The sequence below is a fragment of the Aneurinibacillus thermoaerophilus genome (assembly GCF_900099925.1).
GTDB lineage: Bacteria > Bacillota > Bacilli > Aneurinibacillales > Aneurinibacillaceae > Aneurinibacillus > Aneurinibacillus thermoaerophilus.
The window spans coordinates 1,812-24,588 of the sequence record NZ_FNDE01000010.1 but is presented as its reverse complement, the minus strand read 5'-3'; the positions used below and the strand labels follow the sequence as shown (position 1 = coordinate 24,588).

Annotated in this window: 24 protein-coding genes, 1 pseudogene and 1 riboswitch; of the genes and pseudogenes, 5 read left to right on the top strand and 20 right to left on the bottom strand. The window is 41.8% G+C overall.

What is annotated here, in order from left to right:
- Positions 1-260 precede the first annotated feature (260 nt).
- The 17 genes from BLR88_RS07220 to BLR88_RS07145 form a co-directional block, all read right to left on the bottom strand.
- Positions 261-1,535, bottom strand: coding sequence for a cation:dicarboxylate symporter family transporter (locus BLR88_RS07220; RefSeq protein WP_057898784.1), 1,275 nt, complete (start codon positions 1,533-1,535; stop codon positions 261-263).
- A 228-nt stretch (positions 1,536-1,763) separates the two neighbouring features.
- The gene (gene ispG / locus BLR88_RS07215) at positions 1,764-2,867 is read right to left on the bottom strand and encodes a flavodoxin-dependent (E)-4-hydroxy-3-methylbut-2-enyl-diphosphate synthase (RefSeq protein ID WP_091260312.1); all 1,104 of its coding nucleotides are present in this window, start codon (positions 2,865-2,867) and stop codon (positions 1,764-1,766) included.
- Positions 2,868-3,035: 168 nt separating this feature from the next.
- A complete protein-coding gene (locus BLR88_RS07210; RefSeq protein WP_057898782.1) occupies positions 3,036-3,233 on the bottom strand; it encodes a hypothetical protein in 198 nt (65 codons plus the stop codon).
- Positions 3,234-3,307: 74 nt separating this feature from the next.
- Positions 3,308-3,844, bottom strand: a complete 537-nt coding sequence (locus BLR88_RS07205; RefSeq protein WP_057898781.1) for a D-glycero-alpha-D-manno-heptose-1,7-bisphosphate 7-phosphatase — start codon at positions 3,842-3,844, stop codon at positions 3,308-3,310.
- A gap of 218 nt (positions 3,845-4,062) precedes the next feature.
- Positions 4,063-5,355 (bottom strand): acetyl-CoA hydrolase/transferase family protein, encoded by a 1,293-nt coding sequence (locus BLR88_RS07200; protein WP_057898780.1) that lies wholly within the window; start codon positions 5,353-5,355, stop codon positions 4,063-4,065.
- A 219-nt stretch (positions 5,356-5,574) separates the two neighbouring features.
- Positions 5,575-5,976 carry an adenosylmethionine decarboxylase gene (gene speD / locus BLR88_RS07195; protein WP_057898779.1) on the bottom strand — a complete coding sequence of 134 codons (402 nt, stop codon included), beginning with the start codon at positions 5,974-5,976 and terminating at the stop codon, positions 5,575-5,577.
- A 182-nt stretch (positions 5,977-6,158) separates the two neighbouring features.
- Positions 6,159-6,746: a hypothetical protein gene (locus tag BLR88_RS07190; RefSeq protein WP_057898778.1), complete on the bottom strand. Its 588-nt coding sequence runs from the start codon at positions 6,744-6,746 to the stop codon at positions 6,159-6,161.
- Positions 6,747-6,936: 190 nt separating this feature from the next.
- Positions 6,937-8,235: a homoserine dehydrogenase gene (locus BLR88_RS07185; RefSeq protein ID WP_175493573.1), complete on the bottom strand. Its 1,299-nt coding sequence runs from the start codon at positions 8,233-8,235 to the stop codon at positions 6,937-6,939.
- Between the two features lie 95 nt (positions 8,236-8,330).
- A riboswitch (SAM riboswitch) is annotated at positions 8,331-8,445 on the bottom strand.
- A gap of 112 nt (positions 8,446-8,557) precedes the next feature.
- The gene (locus BLR88_RS07180; RefSeq protein ID WP_057898776.1) at positions 8,558-9,421 is read right to left on the bottom strand and encodes a DUF1002 domain-containing protein; all 864 of its coding nucleotides are present in this window, start codon (positions 9,419-9,421) and stop codon (positions 8,558-8,560) included.
- Between the two features lie 338 nt (positions 9,422-9,759).
- Positions 9,760-10,074, bottom strand: coding sequence for a YbjQ family protein (locus tag BLR88_RS07175; protein ID WP_057898775.1), 315 nt, complete (start codon positions 10,072-10,074; stop codon positions 9,760-9,762).
- Positions 10,075-10,334: 260 nt separating this feature from the next.
- The gene (locus BLR88_RS07170) at positions 10,335-10,901 is read right to left on the bottom strand and encodes a YyaL domain-containing protein (protein WP_057898774.1); all 567 of its coding nucleotides are present in this window, start codon (positions 10,899-10,901) and stop codon (positions 10,335-10,337) included.
- 145 nt (positions 10,902-11,046) lie between these two features.
- The gene (locus tag BLR88_RS20355) at positions 11,047-11,169 is read right to left on the bottom strand and encodes a polysaccharide deacetylase family protein (RefSeq protein ID WP_302846663.1); all 123 of its coding nucleotides are present in this window, start codon (positions 11,167-11,169) and stop codon (positions 11,047-11,049) included.
- A 75-nt stretch (positions 11,170-11,244) separates the two neighbouring features.
- Complete coding sequence (locus BLR88_RS07165; protein WP_057898773.1) at positions 11,245-12,381, bottom strand: glycosyltransferase family 4 protein; 1,137 nt, start codon at positions 12,379-12,381, stop codon at positions 11,245-11,247.
- Between the two features lie 2 nt (positions 12,382-12,383).
- Positions 12,384-13,094, bottom strand: coding sequence for a glycosyltransferase family 2 protein (locus BLR88_RS07160; RefSeq protein WP_057898772.1), 711 nt, complete (start codon positions 13,092-13,094; stop codon positions 12,384-12,386).
- A gap of 270 nt (positions 13,095-13,364) precedes the next feature.
- Positions 13,365-14,471 (bottom strand): glycosyltransferase family 4 protein, encoded by a 1,107-nt coding sequence (locus tag BLR88_RS07155; protein ID WP_091260305.1) that lies wholly within the window; start codon positions 14,469-14,471, stop codon positions 13,365-13,367.
- 214 nt (positions 14,472-14,685) lie between these two features.
- Complete coding sequence (locus BLR88_RS07150; protein ID WP_057898770.1) at positions 14,686-15,288, bottom strand: DedA family protein; 603 nt, start codon at positions 15,286-15,288, stop codon at positions 14,686-14,688.
- 5 nt (positions 15,289-15,293) lie between these two features.
- The gene (locus tag BLR88_RS07145; protein WP_057898769.1) at positions 15,294-15,911 is read right to left on the bottom strand and encodes an undecaprenyl-diphosphatase; all 618 of its coding nucleotides are present in this window, start codon (positions 15,909-15,911) and stop codon (positions 15,294-15,296) included.
- A gap of 418 nt (positions 15,912-16,329) precedes the next feature.
- On the opposite strand from BLR88_RS07145, the gene BLR88_RS07140 reads away from it, so the two are divergent.
- The 5 genes from BLR88_RS07140 to BLR88_RS20095 all read left to right on the top strand — a co-directional run bounded on the left by BLR88_RS07140 (position 16,330) and on the right by BLR88_RS20095 (position 18,644).
- Positions 16,330-16,770: an RNA polymerase sigma factor gene (locus BLR88_RS07140; protein ID WP_254778246.1), complete on the top strand. Its 441-nt coding sequence runs from the start codon at positions 16,330-16,332 to the stop codon at positions 16,768-16,770.
- Complete coding sequence (locus BLR88_RS20100; RefSeq protein ID WP_322787655.1) at positions 16,743-16,853, top strand: sigma factor-like helix-turn-helix DNA-binding protein; 111 nt, start codon at positions 16,743-16,745, stop codon at positions 16,851-16,853. Before BLR88_RS07140 ends, BLR88_RS20100 begins: the two co-directional genes overlap by 28 nt.
- A 336-nt stretch (positions 16,854-17,189) precedes the next feature.
- Positions 17,190-17,843, top strand: coding sequence for a hypothetical protein (locus BLR88_RS07135; protein WP_139184937.1), 654 nt, complete (start codon positions 17,190-17,192; stop codon positions 17,841-17,843).
- Positions 17,844-17,976: 133 nt separating this feature from the next.
- Positions 17,977-18,162 carry a hypothetical protein gene (locus BLR88_RS07130; protein ID WP_091260302.1) on the top strand — a complete coding sequence of 62 codons (186 nt, stop codon included), beginning with the start codon at positions 17,977-17,979 and terminating at the stop codon, positions 18,160-18,162.
- Complete coding sequence (locus tag BLR88_RS20095; RefSeq protein WP_091260300.1) at positions 18,153-18,644, top strand: phosphatase PAP2 family protein; 492 nt, start codon at positions 18,153-18,155, stop codon at positions 18,642-18,644. The genes BLR88_RS07130 and BLR88_RS20095 overlap by 10 nt, the downstream gene beginning before the upstream one ends.
- A gap of 246 nt (positions 18,645-18,890) precedes the next feature.
- Here the strand turns inward: BLR88_RS20095 and BLR88_RS07120 are convergent.
- The 3 genes and pseudogenes from BLR88_RS07120 to BLR88_RS19945 all read right to left on the bottom strand — a co-directional run.
- A pseudogene (locus tag BLR88_RS07120) lies at positions 18,891-21,021 on the bottom strand (thioredoxin domain-containing protein).
- Positions 21,022-21,158: 137 nt separating this feature from the next.
- A complete protein-coding gene (locus tag BLR88_RS07110) occupies positions 21,159-22,037 on the bottom strand; it encodes a DNA adenine methylase (RefSeq protein WP_091260295.1) in 879 nt (292 codons plus the stop codon).
- 39 nt (positions 22,038-22,076) lie between these two features.
- Positions 22,077-22,777: hypothetical protein (locus BLR88_RS19945; protein WP_217639379.1), on the bottom strand; the 701-nt coding region annotated here is incomplete at its 5' end.

Sequence of the window (22,777 nt, the reverse complement as noted above, 5' to 3'; positions counted from 1 at the left end):
TTTTTATATTCATGATTTTTACATCTTGTTGTGCCAAATTCAACTCTTTTAGCGGAATAGTTATTACCTGTTTATCCTTACTTATACAGTACTAAAAAACGATGTGCAACAAACATCCTCCTACTTCATCTATATGTCTGTCTACTACCTAATATTAAAGAAGACATCTTTGGATGCAAGCGAATTTTAGTTGCATTTTGTAATAAAAATAAAAGCCTCCCTATTTTTTCCTAGGGAGACTTTTCTGTTCTATACATCATTTAGTTACTTTCCGCAGCATGGCTAAGTTTTTGAATGTAATAATCTGCTTCTTTTTTGTTGAATTGGCCTTCCCATTTGGACATGACAATGCCAGCTACCGTGTTACCCAATACGTTTACAACCGTACGTGCCATATCAAGCAAACGGTCAATACCTGCAATGAACGCCAAACCTTCCACCGGAATACCAACAGAGCCGAGCGTTGCCAGCAACACAACGAAGGATACACCCGGTACACCGGCAATCCCTTTTGATGTCAGCATCAGAACAAGCACAAATGTAATCTGTTGGGTAATAGAAAGCTCAATGCCGTACATCTGCGCGATAAAAATGCCAGCTAACGCTTGATATAGTGTACTTCCATCCAGATTAAACGAATAGCCGGTCGGGATAACAAAGGATACGATCGATTTCGGACAGCCCATTTTCTCAAGCTTTTCCATAATGCGCGGAAGTACGGTTTCGCTGCTGGAAGTGGAATAAGCCAGCAACAGTTCTTCTTTTAATACGCCCATTAAGCGGAAGATACTAATGCCTGCCCATTTTGAAATAACGCCCAATATGACAACAACAAAGAATATCATCGTGAGATACACTGTAATAAACAACTTGCCAAGCGGAATGAGAGAAGATACCCCGAACTTGGAAACTGTTACGCCAATTAACGCAAATACACCGAACGGTGCAAACCGCATAACCATATTCGTTACGTTAAACATTGTATCCGCTACCAGTTCAAAGAAATTCAATAACGGTTTGCCGCGTTCGCCAAGCTTGGCCAAACCAAGACCAAACATCACTGCAAAGAAAATAACTGCCAGCATGTCCGCTTTGGCCATGGATTCAATGATATTGGTCGGTACAATGTTAACAAGCGTTTCCGCAAAACCGTGCGCTTTTGTTTCTTCTGTTGTGTGAACATACTTACTGATATCTGTTTGAGAAAGATGAGACATGTCCACACCAACGCCGGGCTTAAAAATGTTCGCTACTAAAAGACCAATAATGATAGCGATCGTTGTTACAATTTCGAAGTAAATGATTGTTTTACCGCCGAGCTTACCAAGTTTCTTAACATCACCGACTCCAGCTACACCGACAATAAGCGTAGAAATGACAATCGGCACAACAATCATCTTAATAAGATGAATAAAAATGGTTCCGATCGGCTCAAGAATTTCTGCTACTTTCGGATTGCCATAGAAAATCGCACCCACGGCGATACCGAGGATCAGACCAAGCAGAATTTGTCCTACGAGTCCGAATTTCTTCATTTTGTCACCGCTTTCATTCAGGATTCTCAACTTTATGTTAATTATCTATAAATTAAGTGTAATCTCGATCGACAAAATCCTACATAAAAACTCATAAAAATACAGATTAAGAAAGCCTCGTGGGCATTGCCACTCACTTTTTTCCGCAACAAAGTGAAACAGCCACTTATCCACTCAAACAAAAAACGCATAAATCCATATTGTGAATTCATGCGTTCTCTTTTCATCTTATTTCATATGTGCCGGACGTGGCAACGAACCAGTCCGATGATAAATCTCGGCCAGTTCATCAATTTCTTTTTTCAATTCTTCTACAAGCTTCTCTTCCGGAATTTTGCGGGCGATTTCACCATGTTTAAACAGCAGTCCTTCTCCGCGCGCCCCGGCAATACCTATATCTGCTTCGCGTGCCTCACCCGGTCCGTTGACCGCACAGCCGAGCACCGCAACTTTAATGGGTGCCTTCACTTTTGCAATATATTCTTCAATTTCATTGGCCACAGAGATTAAATCAATCTCGATCCGCCCGCACGTCGGGCAGGAAATCAATGTTGCTGCATCAGACAAAAGGCCGAACGTCTTCAGCAGTTCACGACCCACTTTAATTTCTTCCACGGGGTCGGCACTCAGCGACACGCGCAGCGTCGATCCGATACCTTGCGCCAGCAACGCTCCGAGGCCAGCGGCGCTTTTTACCGTACCAGCAAACAATGTGCCCGCTTCCGTAATGCCGAGGTGAAGCGGATAGCGAAACGCTGCGGCCGCCTTCTGATATGCTTCGATCGCCAACGGTACATTGGAAGCTTTCAACGATACAATAATATCATGAAAATCGAGCTCTTCTAAAATTTGGATATGGTGTAGCGCGCTCTCGACCATCGCGTCAGCTGTCGGATAGCCATACTTCTCCAACAGATGCTTTTCCAAAGAACCGGCATTCACCCCGATTCGAATCGGCACGCCATGTGCTTTGCAGGCCCGGACAACTTCCTCGACTTTTTCGCGCCTTCCGATATTACCAGGGTTAATCCGCACTTTATCAATCCCATTCTCAATCGCTTTCAACGCAAGTCTATAGTCAAAATGAATATCGGATACAAGCGGAATGGAAATCTGCTTTTTAATCTCCTTAATGGCTTCCGCTGCTTCCATGTTGTTCACAGTCACACGCACAATCTGGCAGCCCGCTTCTTCAAGGCGGTAAATTTGCTCCACGGTCGCTTTTATGTCCGCGGTTTTTGTCGTGGTCATGCTCTGCACGATCACCTGATTGCTGCCGCCGATTGTCAAATTCCCTACCTTCACAGGTCTGGTTTGTGTACGATGATACATCCTTTACGTCTCCTTTTCAGGAATATATTTGTTTCTTGCCTTTTCTATCTTATCATAAAATAGAAAACGCGAGAATGTATCATCTACGGCAATAACGCTTCACACTAACAGCTTATGGTTTAGCGCATTGACCAGCTCTTCTTCAACCCCTCCTCCTTTTGTAGCCTTTTATGATTCGAACAACCGGTTGATGTCTACGCCCCGTTCCCGCAAAATCTGACGTAGCACCTGTTTGTGCTGCTGCTCAGTGTACGTATTCATCCCGAGCGTTAATGCGGCCGACATCTCAATATCGTACAAAATGTCTTCGAGTTCGCTCGTCGGTAAACTGCTGTAACGTTCATAAAGACTTTTGTGTTCGCTCATCTTCCGTTTCCCCCATGCCATATATCGTATTCGTTACCCATGTATAAACGCTATCTTTATATGTTATACAACTTCTATATATGGTGTTCGCTTGTACCGACAAGCGAGGCCACCGCCTCCGCGAGCGAACCAAAAACATAGTCCGGTTGCGGTTCTTTTCCCTTTAGATTTTCTTTACCGATATACACCGTTTTTAAACCAGCTCGATGCCCGGCTTGAATATCTGTATAAAAGTCGCCCACCATATAACTTTTAGAAGGTTCAATATTATATCGTTTTATTAAATCAAATATCATTCCCGGTTCCGGTTTACGGCAAGTACACCCTTCCTGCGGTTTATGAGTACAAGCCAAAATTTCCGCTAACATCCCACCCGCTTCTTTAATTTTTTCTTCCATATAGTTATGAATTTCAGCGAGCGCTTCCCGTTTCATGTATCCCAAACCAACACCGCCTTGGTTTGTTACGACAAACACTTTGTATCCTCGCTCATGAAGCGTGCGTATCGCCTCGAGCGCTCCCGGTATAAAAACAAACTGTCCAACATGGTTGATCGGGTGAGGATTTTCGTTAATGACCCCATCACGATCCAAAAAAAAGGCTTTTGTCATCCGTACCCCTCTTTAGATGTAAGAAAAATGATGTATTCATATGAAAATACTACAAATATATTCATCATTATGATAAATAATCGTTTCGTTTATTGATGTAGAAGCGAAACTGCAAAATATGCTCTTTTTATTGTTTCGCTTCGTGCTGGTATGTATCCTTCCAAACAGAGGAAAAAAACCGCTCCGGAGTCTGGAACGGTTCTTTATCCTTTGGTAATTTAATATAACAAACCAAACTTCCTCGCCTCGAATTCCAGTTCTTCCCTAAATTTCGGATGAGCAATTGCTAAAAGCGCTTTTGTACGCTCAGCAATGCTTTTTCCGCGCAAGGAAGCCACACCGTATTCCGTCACAATGTGATCTACATCGTTTTTTGAAGTAGTGACAACCGAGCCGAGCGTAAGCTGCGGACGAATGCGGGAGATCGAGCCATCACGCGTGGTAGAGTGCAAGCAAATAAAGCCCTTTCCGTTCTTAGCAAAACGGATTCCGCGTGCAAAGTCCGCCTGACCTCCGCTGGAACTATAATAACGTCCAGCAATCGTTTCCGAGGCGCACTGTCCCATAAAGTCCACTTCTGTCGTCGCATTGATGGAGACGATGTTATCCTCCTGTCCGATAATACGCGGGTCATTGACATAATCAACCGGCAGCATTTCTACGCTGGTATTCTCATCAATAAAATCATACAATTTCTTTGTGCCAAGCGCAAAGGTTCCGACAATTTTTCCTCTATGCGTTTTCTTTTCAATACCGTTGACGATTCCTTGCTCCGCTAGATCAACAATACCGTCCGTTATAAGCTCTGTATGAATACCGAGATTTTTATGATCTTGCAAAAACCCGATAATCGCGTTCGGAATGGCGCCGATTCCTACTTGCAACGTCGCTCCGTTCGGAATCCGTTCCACCACATAGGCAGCAATTTTGCGGTCGATATCGGTCACTTCCTTTTCTTTTACCTCGTACAGCGGATAATCTACTTCAATGTAGCCAAGAATCTGGCTAATATGTATCTGATTCGATCCGAAGGTACGCGGCATGTTTGGATTCACTTCAAGGAAAAACGGTACTTTTCCAATAAAGGAAGCAACATAGTCAGCCTGCGTACCAAGCGAGAAATATCCGTGCTCATCCATCGGCGCGGCAGCGGCCAGCACGAGCGACATTTTCGTTGTTTCCCGTAATAGACGCGGTACCTCATGAAAATGATTGGGAACAAGATCGCATTCGCCAGCAAGAAACGCTTTGCGCGAGGCGCCGCTTAAGAAATACGCAACATGGCGCAAATGTTTCCGGTATTTTCCGTGAATGTAGTCGCGCTCTTTAAGCGCATGCATCTGGTGAATACGCACGTCGAACCAGCGCTCCGCATGTTTCTCAATCGTATCCAAAAGCACGAGCGGCTCACCGTTCGCGAGCGGAACAATAATGTCATCCCCGCTCTTGATGTACGCTAATACATCTTGTGGCGTTTTTCGTTTGTTCTCCAAATCAATGAACTGATCCATTCATTCAACCTCCATATATACAGTTAACTTGATATATCAGCATCGTATTTTCTTACCACAGGGCGAATATCAAAACATCAAAAACTGTACAGCGAGTATTTTTCCTTTATTCATCATAAATGCCAAAGCTTATGCAAGCAACCAATTTTCTGTTAAGAATAAGTGAAAAGTCCACCCCGCAGTTTCAGGGTGGACTTTCTTCTATACCGTTATTTTCTTTTACATGTTTTGCTTTTGCTTCGTGATTTCAGATTCCAAAACCTGCAGCTCGCCCATACCACGAATCAGCTTACGGGTATAGAGCTTTTCGGGCTGCAAAATGTTGACCATATATTCGATCGCAAGTTCCGGATCAACCGTCTCGCCACACGTGTAGCAATCGAGCGCAGCAAACCCTTTTTCCGGATATGTATGAATCGAAATATGGCTTTCAGATAATAGAACCAGTACTGTTGCCCCTTGCGGTTCGAATTGCTTCGATTGTACGGACAAAACCGTAGCACCGCAGGCCTCCGCAGCTTCAACAAGATGATGCTGCAAAAACTCCGCACTGTTCAACTTTTCAAAATCGACACCCCAAGTATCAATCGCAACATGTCTTCCGAAAGTAGAATATTCCACTTTTCGGTCCCCCCCCTCCTAGCAATTTTGTGTTGAAAATCTCGCTAGGACCTACGTCATTCACTATATTTCGAGGAGAAACTTCCTTGAGTGAATCCTGGTTCCTAATCTTTTCACAACAAAGAAGATAGCATGTTTCTAAAAAATTTGCAACAGTTTCTTATGGATACTTGGGAAACTTTTTACGCTTCTAATACAAACAATTGATGAGAGAGCGTAGCTAACTGACGATCCACCTCTTCCGTTGGCAAATGTGCTGCTTGGCGTTGATTGCGAAAATCGAGCAACTGATCAATATGCACCCTAAGCCATGCGATTTGATCTTCAGCGCCCTGCGCTTCGTATAGACGCTGCAAGTCTCCTACCGTATCCCGGTATTCAAAGACAAGCGTTTCGCTATCTCCTTTCCGTTCGATAATTTTCATAACTTTCCCTTCTTTGTAATGATAAATCATCGTATACGCTGGATATACCCGATAAACGACAGCGTCCCCTTTAAAGCGGCGCACAGCCTGGCGCATTTGGTTCGCCAATTTGGCGTCCCGAATAGTATACCTGCCCTCAAAAGTGTACATATTTCCGATCAGTTTAAAGGATAGGGGGATTTCTTTTTCCCTATCAAACAGTACGATTTCCTTTTCACCATTGTCATACACTCGAACTTCTGTCTCAAACTCTGCACATTGAAACATTTCGATAAAAGATTGCAACTGCCAAGTACTTAATTCAAGCACAAGCTTCTTGTATTCGGTGGCTACTCGTTGAGCCATACAAATCTCTCCCATATATTTTTTCCTATCGTAATTATTATACCGAAAAGCTATATCTATTCTCCAATCGCTTATACAATAGAAAAAGTGAGGATAGAAGAGAAACAAAAAGATAATTTCGCTAAATAGCTGTTGATTCTTGTCTATATCCGTTATATTATGAAAAATTACATTTTTGTTTACCTGACATTTATTTTACCAGTACTGCGGCATCTTCTCTTGCTGCGCTCAGCCGTTCGTCTAACACCGGGCGAAGCTTGAGTTCCGCCTGTAAGTCGTCGGCCAATGCTTTCAACGCGTACACATCCGGATTGCTGATTACGGCAGCTACATGTACTTCGCTCCCACTGCTAACTGTTTCCACCGCGTGCAAAAACCCTTCTCCACCTGATAAAAAGGAAATCAGACGAATTTTCTGACTGTCATTCGTTTGTTTTGAAAAGGTAAAGAACGCCAGCACCACTTTTTCCACACCTGTGCTTTGCTCCACGTCTTCTCTCATGAGCCCCTCTTTATCGGGTGTAAATGTCCAACCACGAACAATGTTTAACATATCTTCCACAATCGCGCTTCCTGTAGGCAGCGCTCCTGCTCCCTTTCCGGTAAATGATACATCTCCAACTACATCGCCGGTAATAAAAACACCATTGCATTCATTTTTAACTCCGGAGAGTGGATGAGCGTACGGCACCAACGTCGGCACAACCCGTAAGCAGCATCCTGCGTCCGTGCGTTCTGCGGAAGCAAGCAACTTAATACGGTATCCCAGCTTCTCACATACTTTCATCTCTTCACCGGTTATGGACGCAATTCCTTCGCGCTCCTGTTCCAGTACCGGGGTGTCGGGGCCGAAGCACAGATTAGCTATAATCTGAATTTTGTTAAATGCATCATACCCTTCTACATCCGCCGTAGGATCAGCCTCTGCAAAGCCAAATTCCTGTGCCTGTTCCAGCGCTTCTTGATATGTGAGTCCTTCTTCTTCCATCTTGGTTAAAATATAGTTGGTCGTACCGTTTAAAATACCGTATACACGCGTAATCCGGTTTGCCTTTAATAGCTGGCTTAACGCATTTAAAATTGGAATGCCGCCACCTACGCTCGCTTCGTATAGGAGCGAAACACCATTTTTGTCAGCCAGCCTGTGCAAATGTGTGCCATAGGCAGCGATCATTTCCTTATTCGCAGATACAACGTGGCACTTCCGTTCAATCGCTTGCTCGATATAACCGAGTGCGGGGGAAATCCCGCCCATCGCATCAATCACAATCTCCGGATTTTTCTCCCAAATGGTTTCGATCTCTGTAGTCAAAAGTTCCCGTTTTACTTTCACGCGGCGCGGCTTTTTAACATCGCGCACCAGAACGCCTACCACTTCAAACTTGACCCCCGCCTGCTTTTCGATTCGTGTAGCATGTGTATGTAAAATCGTCATAACTCCTGAACCGACTGTACCCAACCCAAGTAACGCAATTTTCCAAGTTTTCATAACGTATCCCTCCCAAAATCTATAGCCTGCGAAATAAAAAACCCTCTTCCAGAGAAGAGGGCTGTTGGACCATATCGATCCGCAACACGTTCCTCCTCTCATCTGCCAAAGCTTATACACAAGCTTTGATGGAATTAGCACCTTTCAGGCTTTTGCCTGCGGTTGCTGAGGTTTCATCGGGCCATTTCCCTCCGCCTCTCTGGATAAGAGTTTTCCGTTTCGTTCGCTATTTAATTGATTTAAAAATTATACTATCGTGTTTTTCCGCGAATGTCAAATATTTGTACAAGCTTTTTTTATGGTTTTCCGCCAGAGATTCAAGCTACTTGAACCAAGAGAGAATTTGCTCGATCAAATGTTTCAAAAATAAAAGAATTTCCTGTACGAGCGATTTTGCTTCCGGGTTGTTATTCAGGAACTCTTGAATTTTTCCTTTATAGCTTGAAACCTGCTCCAGCGTTTTGTTCCAGTCAATATCTAAATTTTGGATTTTACGTAGAATGCTGACGAGGGATTCAATCTCCGCGTCGGAAAGATTCAGTCCCATCTGATCCGCTACGCTGCGAATCATTTCGCGCAATTGGTCGTCAGACAATTTACTCGTCTGTTTGGCCAGTTCCGCTTTCAGGCGTGTCAGAAGCTCAGCCGCTTTTTCTTTATCGCCGATCGTCTCACCGATTTTCGCGGTGGTGACCATCTCTTCGTTTGCCACTTTTTTCTGCGTTTCATCAATTTTTTTCCCGGTTACCGTTTCATACGCCTTCATAATTCCTGTCAGCGCAGCCGTGCCAGACACCGGGAACGGGGCATCAATTTTTACAATCGCGTCTTTTACACCCGCCGTCGCCAATGCGTTTTCGTACATGGCTTTGCTAACCCAGGTAATATTGTTTGTTTCAACCACAATCCCCTTGCCAGGTTCAGCGATTTGAATCATCGCCGACGAAATGGCACGGGTACCGATCACGCTTTTACTGAGCAAACCTTCCAGATATTTATGCTCCTCCGCGTTAGTGACGGTAATTTCTTGCGCGTTCGGCGCATTAAACCTGCTTTTGATTTGTTCTTTCTGCGCCGGTTTTAAATCCTGGCCAAGCGTGATAATGGTGTCACCCACCGCAGCGTCCGCATACGCGGTCGCAGTCGTCAGGATAAAAAGAAGTAGGGCTAAAAGCAGCCTCCTCACTTCTATTCACTCCTCCCCATCTGAAATGATATCCCATCTGAATTATAGCACAGAGAAGAAAAACAGCCAGAGCTGTGCGCATATACATGCGACAATGGAGTCATTTCACCCGCGCAGCGCCGACTCCATCAAGAGTTCCCTGTTTCTAACCAACAATTATGTCGGTTAACTAACTTACAGCCAAACTATAATCGGTAAAAACAAACAAGTCAACTCCCTAAAGAAGTGGTGGTTTACTCTCAAACACGATACAATATGTTATTTATCGTTTTTATATGCGTATATGCGGTAGCGAAAAAGAGGGTGTCCCACCACTTTTGGGGACACCCTCATAGATCTTATCTTACTTTTACCGCTGTTCCTGTAGCGATACACATCATCATACCATCGCGCAACGTTTCAAAATCTAAATCTACCCCAACAACCGCGTCGGCTCCCATCGCTCGCGCTTTATCTGCCATCTCTTTCAAAGCAATTTCCCGCCCCTCCGCGAGTTTGCTTTCATACGCGCCGCTACGACCACCGATAATGTCTGTAATCCCGGCCAAAAAATCCCGTACCACGTTTGATCCCATGATGGCCTCGCCTGAAATCACACCCAGGTACTCCTGAATTTCTCTTCCTTGAATCGTCGGCGTTGTCGTAATGATCATACCATGATTCCTCCCTTAACAAGTGTGCGCCTTACAAAGCGTTCACTATGTTTTACGGTTCACTTACCGTATCGTTTCAAAAATCTGGCTCACATGAAACATTCGCGAACAAGCGCATGGAAAGTTTCCCTTTTCTAACTATTAAAAAAAAAGCACATATTCCTGTATCCATTCAAAGAAATATGTACTTTCGTGAACTCCCCACCACTTAGCTATCGCTTGAAGAGGAGACTTCTTGGCTGTTCAGTTAAACAGGCCTGTCAGTGTAGTCGTTCTCTGACCATTTGTACATCCGTAACCGGGGCCTGGCACGCAAAATTTTCACACACGTACACAGTCGCTTTGCCCTTTCGAGCGGTTTTATCGGTGAGCAGCGGGGCAAGCAGCAGCAATTTCTCACGTGTTTCATCCGTCACAACCGATACGACGCTGTTCGGTATGAAGTGCGCTCGAATTTCCTGAATCATCTCCTCTGCCACCTTTTTATCCGGCGCCGCAATAATAATTTCCTTGGTTGGTCCAAACAGGAACTGAATCGCCATCATGAAATGGGCATGTGCCTGTGGATAAAGAGAAATCTCCCCAGCAAACGCCGAGATTTGTTCGCTGGAAAGACGCATAATATCGTTTTTTCCCGTCAGGCGTGCCAATCTAAGCAGATTCATCGCTGTTACCGAGTTGCCGGACGGCATCGCTCCATCATATAATTCTTTCGGTCGAACCAGCAATTGTTCGCCGTCACTGCCATAGAAATAAAAGCCACCCTCTTCATTGTCCCAGAAGAGCGCAAACTGCTTCTCCTGAAGCTGAAGCGCGATCGAACACAAACTGTAAAAGCTTTGGATAAAATATTAAATATCCTTTCTAAACAAGAATACAAATTTGTTACAATTTCTGATCTAGTCCATCAAAACCTAAAAGAAAACACACAAAAAATGGAGAACCCATACCCCTCCATTTTTTGTGTGTCAGTTACCTAATCCCCACCATGTTTTTAAATTGCTGTGTTGTAGTGGTTGAAAGAATTCCGTAGCGCGGAATTTCAAAAGGCGGAGTGCCTGGTTGAACTTTGCCGGGACGAGTGGTAAAAGCCATTGTATACCCTGCTTTTTTAAGCAATTGAATAGTACCCTCAACAGTTTAAGTACTTGTTCGTAGTTTAATAGGAACTTATGGAGAGGGCGGAATAAGGGAAGCATAGGTGTTCAATAATGTTTTTGTAACTTGCTCGATCCCAAAATTTTCCTTAATAAAAAGGCGGTTTTGTCGTCCCCAAATCAATCTTTGTCTCTTTGAAGTAGAAAGAACCGTTTTTATATTTTTTGCGAGGAGAGAACTCGTGCATGGCTGAATAGAATTATGATCACCAAAGTAGTAATACCAGGCTTGCTGAAGGTTGTTAGGATATAGAGTACCAAAAAAACCATGCCGTCCTGCAGAAACGACCAGACGAGAACATGCCATCGCCTCCAGGGCGACACGTCCTGTGCCAACGACACAGTTACTGATTGAATATAAAGAACTCATCATGGTATATTCACCTAAAAAATGAATAAATTTGTATTTAGATTTACCTTGAACTTTTTCTATCATTTTTTTAATCTCACCATCATGAAAGCCCTTCCCAGCAATAATCAAATGCAAAGAGGGAAAATATCTTTTGCGTAAATAACAGCAGGCTTGAATAACCTGTTTACATATTTTTGCCTTTTCCCAACTTAATCGAGCTGCGTACAGAACAACCGGGGCATGTAAGGGAATCCTCATTTTTTTAAGAAGATTCGTTTTTTGTAAGGGTCGGTATTGTTTTAGATTGATTCCGTTAGGAATTAACGTAGAAGAAATATTTTGTTGCATGAGCCAATGTTGTATCGGTTGACTCACACTGATGATAGTACCACCATTTTCCGCAATATCACGTAGATTTTCTAAGCTTTCATACGTACCATGTACTGTAAACACGAAAGGAATGCCTAGTTCTCTGGCGACAGGAAAAGCAAATCGTGCTGAAGTTGTTTGATGACCATGTACAACGGTGATTTTCTCCCACTTCATAATTTCCCTTAGTATATTCTTCGTTTCTTCCCATATATCAGAAGAAACGCTTCCTTCTACTTTGCACTCAATTGGATAAATAGGACAACCAAGGGACAAAAAAGAGCGATGTAGAGGCCCTGTTTTCCCAACGATAACAACATGTACCCCCTGTTTTATCATTTCTTTGGCTATGGCTAAAACGTGTGTCTCTGTACCACCAATATATAATCCGTCCATAATGATTAAAACACGTTCGTTTTGTAGCGTCATTGTCATTTATCCTCTTCTTTACCGAAGTATTTTCTTGAACGCTGTAGCGAATGGGCACGATAGTAGTAGAGAACTTCAGGAATATTGTTAATAGGTATACCGTTATTAAGAAACTTGACAATAAACTCGTAGTCCTCTGCCCCCTCCATTCTCCTTGTCAGGCCACCTATTTGGTCAAATATCGAACCTCGAAACATAATCGTTCCATGGCACACACAATGTCCACCTGCGGCATATGTTTCCCTGATATCATTACCATATTTAATCCAGTTAGCTTGTTCCTGTTTATTGAATGCGCCATTTGTAAAGGAGGCGTAGTTTGTTCCAACCAAGCCCACTTCGGGATGACTACGAAGGAACTGTACTTGTTTTTCCAAGCGTTTCGGATGGGATAAATCATCGGAATCCTGAATGGCGATAAATTCCCCTCTTGCCATAAATAATCCCGTCGTTACAGCCCCAGGAAACCCAATATTTCGCGGCATCTTAACTTCTAGAACACGACGCTTGCGCGAAAGTGCTACACCTGATGATTTTCTCCATGCCTCAATGACCTGGGAAGTTCTATCTGTTGAAGCATCATTAACGATGATAATTTCAATATTGTTATAGCTTTGTTTGCGCAAACTATCCAAACATTTTCTAATATAGCGCGCTCGATTATAAGCCGTAACAATAATGCTTACACGTCCCGGAACTCTTTGAAATGACATCCTTTCTTCCTCCTCATGTTGTTATAGTAGGATTTCTATCGCTTAGTACAAATTATGTGGCAAAGAATTGAGTGTATGAGCTTGTACCTATTTATTAAAAATATACTTTTTTCTCTATCACTTAAAATAAAACTCTATCACTCTTTGCTTGCTTGATTGAGTGTGTTTTTTCTAATTTGAAAGAGAAAATTATGCTAATTTTGCAACAAGCTCAAGTATGTTAGAATTCAAAACGAGTCTTCATCATTCTAATTATGTTTTATGAAAGAGTTACTTTTGTAAAATTTTTGTATAGAATTGCTGATAATCAGCTGCAACACGTTCCCAGCTAAAATGGGAAAGTACCGTTTTTCTTCCTACTTCAGCTAATTTTTTTGCATACGCAGGTTCATTGAAAATCTTATTTATTTCTTTAGCAAAAGCTACAGGATTTTTATAATCAAGAATAAGTATACCGTTCTGTCCATTGATAATTTCTACAACCCCACCACGTCTTGATGCAATTACAGGTAGTTCACTAGCCATAGCTTCTACACTAACCAGTCCGAACGCTTCGTGGAATTGAGTTGGAAAAACAAAACAATCCCCTAACCAATACATTTTATACATAACAGAGGGTTTCACACTCCCTGTAAATAATACAGGGACCTTTCTTCGTTTTGCTTCACGCATAAGCCTTGCTTTATAACCTTTTAGATATGGACCTACTAAAACAAGACGAACGGAAGGAATCGTTTTTTTGACAAGACTAGCGGCTTTAATAAGGATATGCACACCTTTTCCTGGAATAATTCGCCCAGCGTATAAAATAATAAAAGAAGACGGGAGAGCATAGCGAGCGTACATATCACTTTTTTCTTCAGGAGTAGGCTTCCTAAAACGGGACAAGTCTGTTCCTAGGTGAATTGCAGTAATTTTATTTTCATAATGTGGAAATTTACTCGCGTAGTAATTTCGAAGAAATTGACTATTACATATAATTGCAGTTGATTTACGAATAACATCATGTTTTTCTTTTATCGTTAAGAAGTTCATAAAAGTTAAGGAATGTAGCACAAGAACAAGTGGAATATTAGGAAAGTGACGACGCAGAATCGGAATAAAGCGGGGACGGTTATCAACCTGAATACAGTCAAATTTATGAGATTTTATATAGTGTATGACATTACGTACATAACCTTTTCCACCTGGAACTCGGACAATAGTTAGGTTTCCACTTTCAGAAATACGGGGAAGGCTGTTTGATTTCCGACTAATAATAGTAACATTATTTTGTAATGCGAGTCGCTTAGCAGTTTGATATATACTGATTTCAACTGAACCTCCAGTAGTTTCTGAAACAGAAAGCATTGGAGGGGCCACTATTAAAATGTCCAACTCTCGCTCCCCCCTTTTTAATATTAATGTTATGCAATAAAATAGAAAAGACTAAATAGTATCTGCCTAAATTCTCTTTTATTATTTTGAAAAATTAAAGATTACGAATATCACACTCTGCAAGGAGTAGATGAGCCAGAGACTAACTAAAAACACTGAAAGAAGAACTCGTATACAAAATCTTTCCACTTGTTCATTTGTACAAAAAATTATATTATTCAAACTTAGTTCTCTTTTTCTTAAACACAGTAAATAAGAAATATAAAACGGTGGCTAAAATTACGATTACAATCACAAGTTGAACGTATGGGTTTGCTGTTTCATTTATTCGCCCCCAATTATCACCTAATTTATTTCCTAAATAAATAAAAAGCATAGACCACGGAATGATGGCCAAGATGGTGTATAAAGTAAACTTTTTGAAGCTCATTTTAGAGATTCCAGCTGGTATAGAAATAGCATGTCTCACGATTGGAATAAAACGGGCACTAAAAATAACACCGGGCCCATACTTAGTAAACCATGATTCAGCTACATTAATATGTTTTTCATGAATGAACAAGTATTTTCCGTATTTCTTTAGGAAAGGCCTTCCTCCAAATCTCCCTATCCAATACAGAAACCATTGAGCAATTGTACCACCAATAATTCCAGCAATAACCGCCTCAAAAAAGCTGATTTTTCCTTGTGATACGAGATATCCCCCATAAGCCAGTACAATCTCGCTTGGGATAAATTCCACCATTAACCCTAACATAATACCTACATACCCCAAACTTGTAAGTGATAGTAAAAAGACAGAAGCATATTCTTTCATGTTTTTCACCCTACTGGTTGCTTACTTTTATTACCATTTACAGGTAAAATTCGCTGTTCTACCCTCTCATATAAAACAAGGCCTCGATGTAAAAGAAGAGCAATGATTCCCCATTTTTGGAGCCACTTATGTATGGCTTTCGCTGAGAAAATCCCTAGTAAAATCCCGGCAAATACATCCCCAGGATAATGTGCCCCTACCCAAATACGTGAGAAAGCAATGCCGGCTGCCAGTGTAAGCCATACAAACCCTTCCTTTTTACGAAAAATCAAGATCGATGTAGCAATAACAAAAGCAGCTGTAGCGTGATCGCTTGGAAAGGAAGCATTTACGGCATGTGGAATTAACTGAATAACATGATGAGTAACAAAAGGCCGATCACGATATAAAAAATCCCCGATTAACCCACTGATACCAAGAGCTACACAAGCAGCTACTAAAGATTGAATAACCATCCAGCGATTTTCTTTCTTTCGAGTAAACCAATAAAAAATAATCCCTACGTAAAATACATTTTCACCATCCTGAGCTAAAAAACGCATAATAGGGTTTAAAAAAAGATAAACCACAGCTAGATGGTTAATAAATTGAAACAAATGATAATCTAAGTTAAGTAACGCCATGATTTATTGCCTCCATATTTTTTAATCTCTCAAATCAAAGGACTGACTATGCTACAAAAAAGTTCAGCTAAATTTTAAAAATAATGATGGACATATGAATACTCCCATGATTGAACAGTAAAAAATGCTTAAATGGATGTTATATAGAGAGTTAAAAAAAGAAAGCAAAGAACTTAAGATAATGAAATAGGCTTCAAAGAAACAACAATGAAAATGGTGGATTTATTAAAGAATGCTTTGCTTGTTGTTAACTTTTACAGCAGTCGTATATTGATGAAGTGTAATAAAAATATTTCCAAATGAACTTTTTGGGTGAACGCCCAGTCCTTTTAAGTGAAATTGTTGAATGGAATAAAATCGAAGGCATCGTGTTGCATAAAATAATGGAATGATAGGCCGGTTAGGGGGTTGATAGCGTGTGGAGCAAGAACTTTATACGTTAATTCAAAAAGCGAAACGGAGAGACAAAGAAGTATTCGCGCAGCTAGTCACTCGCTACAAAGGTGTTGTATTTCGGCAGGCATATGCAATGCTGAATGATCGTATGGAAGCAGAGGACGTTTCCCAGGAGGCATTTATGAAGGTTCACGCTTCTTTTAGCAAATTAGGGAGCGAATACGCCTTTGCTTCCTGGTTAACCCGTATCGTTTCTCGATTGTGTTATGACCGGCTCCAGAGAAAAAAGCAGCGGGAGGAAAAGGTGATATGGGAAGGAAGTAAAGAACAGCCTTTTTCCCCTGCGAACCATCTAGATACCATGGAGCATAAACAGCTGCAGCTAAGCATTGAAGAGGCCCTGCAAAAACTTTCTCCCGAACAAAAGATGGTTATATACAAGGCTTTACATATGATGAGATAGCTGATATCTTACAAGTCCCTGTTGGAACAATTAAATCTCGTCTTCATACGGCTCGTCTCGCTTTGAGACTGGTAGTGCTGTAACTTTACTTTTGCTTTTTATGGTAAGCCTATCGCCTTTGGCTACGCTTAGCATTGGCCTTTTTTCTTCGTTAGTTACGATTATGGTGAGCGTACTTCAAGTTGTTCCTGTATTCGCGGCCTCGCTTCCTTCCCTTTTCATTGGGATAGCAGGGGCTACGGTTTTTCTTTTGTTCTTATTAATCTGGTCATTGCGTCGGTTCCTTCTTATGAAGATACCAGGATAAGGAAGTGATAGTCTTGCTAAAAATAAACCAACGATTTTTGTTATGTTTCATCGTCAGTTTCCTATTTTCCTTTTCAAGCACAACGGTTTTTGCTGCGAACGAAGATGTGTTTATGCATCAAAGTACCGTTATTCCTGATAAACAATCGGTTGAAAATGTGATTGTTATCGGTGGAGATGCAACGATTTATGGAACGGTGCGTGAGGCTATTGTTATTTTTAATGGTGATCTTACCGTTAAGAAATCAGCGAAAATTGAAGGCATTATTTTGGTAATCGGAGGGAGCATTCACCAGGAACCGGGAGCCCATGTAACGGATAATGTTCTGAGTTTGGCATTCGATAATGCGACAAAAAATAGTCTGTTCATTGCTAGCATTACTCTTCTCAGTATCTGGCTGGTGAGAATAGCGTGCAGTCTCCTTCTTTTTATTTTGTCGCCTCTTACGGTGTACCTATTGAAACATCGAATAGATCCATTCGTTGCTTACGTATATCGTTCACCGATCCAACTGCTTACCATTGGATTTATTGGCAGCCTGTTGGTTATTGCTCTCAGTATTTTACTGTCCATCACCATGATCGGGATTCCATTTGTTATTTTTCTGCTACTTCTTGTGCTGCTGTTCTTCATCGTAGGACTGGCTGCCGTCAGCATAAGAATGGGAGAATGGTTGCCGAAAAGTACCGAAAGACCCGCCACAATAAAAGCAGCAACAGGAGCTGGACTCGTCATTGCAGGTATCAACCTCCCTTTATTTGGTTGAATTCTACTTCTATATCAGATTTGGATTTCATTGGGAATTATGACAGTATGGATTTGGGAAAAGATAAGTAAGAAAAAACAAATGGCCTCGTGATAATAAAAAGGGGGAAATGAAATCTTATAGGCGAGGAGGAATGCTTATTCTAGGAACAACGATTCTATTTCTTGGACTGGTCATTTTTATGGTTGATTTAATTCAGGATTATCTAAACAACGAATTTGAAGAATGTAATACCATTATTGTGGCACTGATCCCTTTACTCTTTGACTCCGATTGGAATGGAATCAAAATAGTAAAGCGGGATTACGAATGTTTCTAACAGATAAAATCAAAAGCTATTTCCGGTCTCCGCTTCAAAAGTTTGGCGCACATTTACTTTGGGGAATTGTAGCCGCCATCCTTTTTCTAGGCTTATTTGCAAAATTGGTGGAAGAATTTTCATCTCAAGAGGTAACAACCTTCCATAGAGTGGTCACCGATTTTATTCAAAATTTTTTCAGCGAAATAGTTGCCAAGGTGGCTATCTTTATTACGCACATCGGTTCAGGCGTTACACTCATATGTGTTATACTCTTGGTAGGAAGTTATCTGTTGTTTCGTTTGCACCACGTTTGGGAAACTGTTATTCTTGCTACCAGTTTGTTGGAGGGTTCCTTGCTGAATGGTATACTAAAATTAATCTTCCGACGTACCCGTGCAGATATCAAACATTTGGTAAAAGTGGGGGGTACAGCTTTCCAAGCGGACATGGCATGGTATCAGCTACATTTTATGGAATGCCCGGTTATTTGCTATGGCTAAATCTGCGTGAGCATTCTAGACTTATGCTATCCCGGTGTGTTGTTGTATTTACCTTTGCTTTAATTGCAGCGATTGGAATGTGAATCCATCGGTTGTTGTACCAACTTTCAATGTATTGGAAGATGCGTAGCTTTGATGTTTGGCACTTTATGATATGATATTATGTTAATAAAATAGACACAAAAAAGTGGAGAAGCGTCCGGAAAGAACTTTCTCCACTTTTTATTTTTACTTTAGAACATACATTTATTTCAATTGGCGTTTCAATTCTTCAAGGCTTGTCACAGGCTTCTGGCATGCAAAGTTTTCACAAATGTAGACTGTCGCCTTTCCATCCTGTGTCGTTTTATCCGTCAACACAGGCGCAAGCAGGAGTAATTTTTCCCGCGTCTCATCTGTGATAACTGATACTACCGCATTCGGCATAAAACGAGTCTGAACTTCCTGAACGATTTCCTGTGCGGCTTCCCGGTTCGGTGCAGCAACAATGATTTCTTTCACCGGACCAAACAAAAACTGCGCCGCCATCATAAAATGCGCGTGTGCCTGTGGATACAGGGCTACCTCTCCCGCAAATGCAGCGATTTGCTCATCCGCTAAGCGGGCAATGTCTTCTTTACCAGTAAGACGAGCGAGCCGCAACAAGTTCAGCGCTGCCACAGAGTTCCCCGAAGGTATGGCTCCGTCATACAATTCTTTTGGTCGAAACAACAACGCTTCGCCGTCACTGCCGTAAAAATAAAAGCCACCCTCTTCATTGTCCCAGAAAAGCGCAACCTGCTTTTCCTGAAGCTCAAGCGCGTATGACAAATAATCCGTATTAAAAGTGGCTTCATACAGTTCAAGCAGCCCCCAGATCAGAAACGCATAATCGTCCAAATAACCGAGAAACGCCGCCTCTTCGTCCCGATACCGCGCAAGAAGACGCCCATCTTCCCGTTGCAGTCGATTCTGAATAAAACGGAGCGCCCGTTCAGCTGCCGCCACGTATATCGTGTCACCTAGCACTACTGTCCCGCGTGCCAGCGCCGCAATCATCAGACCGTTCCATGCGGTCAAAATTTTATCGTCTTTGTGCGGATGCACGCGCGTTTCCCGTGCCGTGAATAATTTCTCCCGGCACTTCTCGATGAACGGCTTCAGTTCGTCCAGTTCCATTCCTTCTTCCCGTGCCGCCTGATCCAGCGACTTGCGAACAAGGTTAGGAATACTTGTGTTGTGTTCAAAATTGCCATGCTCCGTAATATCGTAAATCCGACAGAAACGCGTGCCGTCTTCTTCTCCAAGAATTTGGCGAATTTCTTCTGGACGCCAGACATAGAACTTGCCCTCTTCGCCCTCGGAATCGGCGTCTTCCGCCGAATAAAATCCGCCTTCCGGGTGCGTCATATCACGCAACACATATGTGAAAATTTGGCGCGCTGTTTCTGCGTACTCTTCTTTTTTCGTTGCTTGGTAGGCATCAAGATAAATGAGTGCGAGCAAGGCGTTGTCATACAACATCTTTTCAAAGTGCGGAACAAGCCATTCCCGGTCAACCGAATAGCGCGCAAATCCGAAGCCGATATGATCGTAGATGCCGCCGCGGCGCATAGCATCAAGCGTTTTTTCAACCATGGCAAGCGCGCGTTCTTCCCCTGTCAGTTTCCAGTGTCTCAGCAGAAAGGCTAAGTTATGTGGCGAAGGGAACTTAGGTGCCGACCCGAACCCGCCGTATTCACCGTCAAACGTGCTTACATATTGGCTGTACGCTTCTTGCAGCGTCTGTTCGGTAAGTTCGCCGTTTCCTTTTGTTTTTATACGATGTTCCTGAATAGCCTGCGTGATCTGTTTACCGGTACGGACAACGCGATCCCGGTCTTCAAGCCACTTGCTATGAATTTGATTTAAAATATCGACAAGCCCCGGGCGGCCGTATTTGCTCTGTTTCGGAAAATAGGTGCCGGCAAAAAAAGGTTCTTTGTCAGGCGTCATGATGATGGTGAGCGGCCAGCCGCCATGCCCGGTCATGGCCTGGCAAACGGTCATGTAGATCTGGTCGACGTCCGGACGTTCTTCCCGGTCAACTTTGATCGAGACATAGTGTTCGTTCAGAATTGCCGCGACTTCTTCGTCTTCGAAGCTTTCTCGCTCCATGACATGACACCAGTGGCATGTCGGCATTCGCACATCCTTTGTTCATTATTCGCGCCCCGCAGGGCTACGAATAGCCGATGGACAAGAACACTGGCTTGCCTTCTCTTGCCGCTTTATGGAATGCTTCTTGACCCCAAGGGAACCAATCCACAGGGTTGTAAGCGTGCTGTAGCAGATATGGGGATTTTTCATTGATTAAACGATTGGCCTTTTTATGTTGATTATCAAGAAATTCTTTCATAAAAATATTCAACCCCTTATAGGTTAATGATCTATATTATACCTAAAAAAAGTAATTTTTATCATCAAAACAGATATTGGTGATAAGGACAAATTTAAAAAGATGTGAACAAACAAAGTTCACATCTTGAAATGTACCTAAAGTATATTGGTTTTAGAAAACTTGACTGGTGGTAATGGTAAGTTGGAAATTAATAATTCTTTTCCAGAGGACCGTTTTCCTTTTGAAACTGTATAATCTAAGTAAAAAGGAGAGTATTTTGCATTCATACCACTGTAAAGACCACAAATATATGGTTCATCGTCGTAACTAATAAGCCAATCAAAATGTTTGTTATTCCGAACAAAATTTGCAAGTTTCTTATGATCGTTAATTGTGTAGTAATGACGGTATAATTTATGTCCCTTACTGAAATAAGGTGGGTCAAAATATACAAAATGTCGTTTTTTTAGGAAATTAGCCTTATAACCATTCAAAAATGTAATGGCATCATCCCAATAAACTTCTACCTTCTCCTTAATTAAGGATAAATTCTTAATTAAATCTATTAGGACTGGTTTGTTAAACCTACAATCTATTTTATAATTTGAGTTTTGAGTTATTCCACCAATTGGATTTGCTTTTAAAATACCCGAAAAATTAGTCCTATTAAAAAATAAACCAGCAACACCTAGTTCCATTATTTTATCATCATGAGGAACAGTAACCTCTCGTAGCGGCTTCATCTTCAACCAAGTTTCAATATCTACGGGAAGAGTTTCTATCCTATTGCACAATTCATCTGTTGCACTGAATACACACTTCCAAAAAGAATAAATAAGAACATCTCTCTCAACTAAAATTAATCTATCTATAATATTGTTCTTTAAGAGTTCAAGTCCTACTACTGCGCTTCCAGCATATGGTTCAATGAAAGTACATCCATGGAGATTATTACATTTAATTAGATTCCCAATATAAGGTACGAGTTGTCTCTTGGCACCTGGATAACGCAAGGGATTTATCGTTGTAGTCATCCTAAGACTCCCTTCTTCTAAAAAAAATAATAACTTATTTTATAAATATTCTATAATAAGCCTAATTAATGATAACATTCCACCGCTTGCCAAACCTTCTAAAGTTGCAGAAGTTGTGCGAATTAATCCTGGATTATGTACATTTGAATTAAGAAAATCTCGTGAACGGGCGCTCTTTATTTGTCGAAATGCTTTTCTCATATTTTCCAATGGTAATGCAATGTTTATATTGCTATCAACATGTGATTCAATATTGCTTAACATTGGTAACCTATATTTTTGCAACAAGCTACCCCATAAATTAGTCTTCTTTAGTTGTAATATCAATGCTTGTTCATATGCCGTACGCAATAACATTCCTGCACTCACAGGAAATTCTTCATAAATTTTTACCGTTCTACCACTAATCTTCATAGTTTTATTTGACATACGATAAAGTTCATCTAAAGCAACAATTAAACCTACCTGATCATCATTTTGAGGCGAAAGTTTATCCCAACAAATATGCTCGAAGAATTTTCCAGGAGTGCTTCCACCACCACTAGGAGGTTTTCCTCCACCTAGTGAGTCTGTTCCATGTTGCCCTCCACCTGGTGAATCTGTTCCATGTTGCCCTCCACCTGGTGAATCTGTTCCACGTTGTTCTCCATCTGGTGTGTCTGTTCCACGTTGTTCTCCATTTGGTATGTCTGTTCCATGTTGTTCTCCATTTGGTATGTCTGTTCCATGTTGTTCTCCAT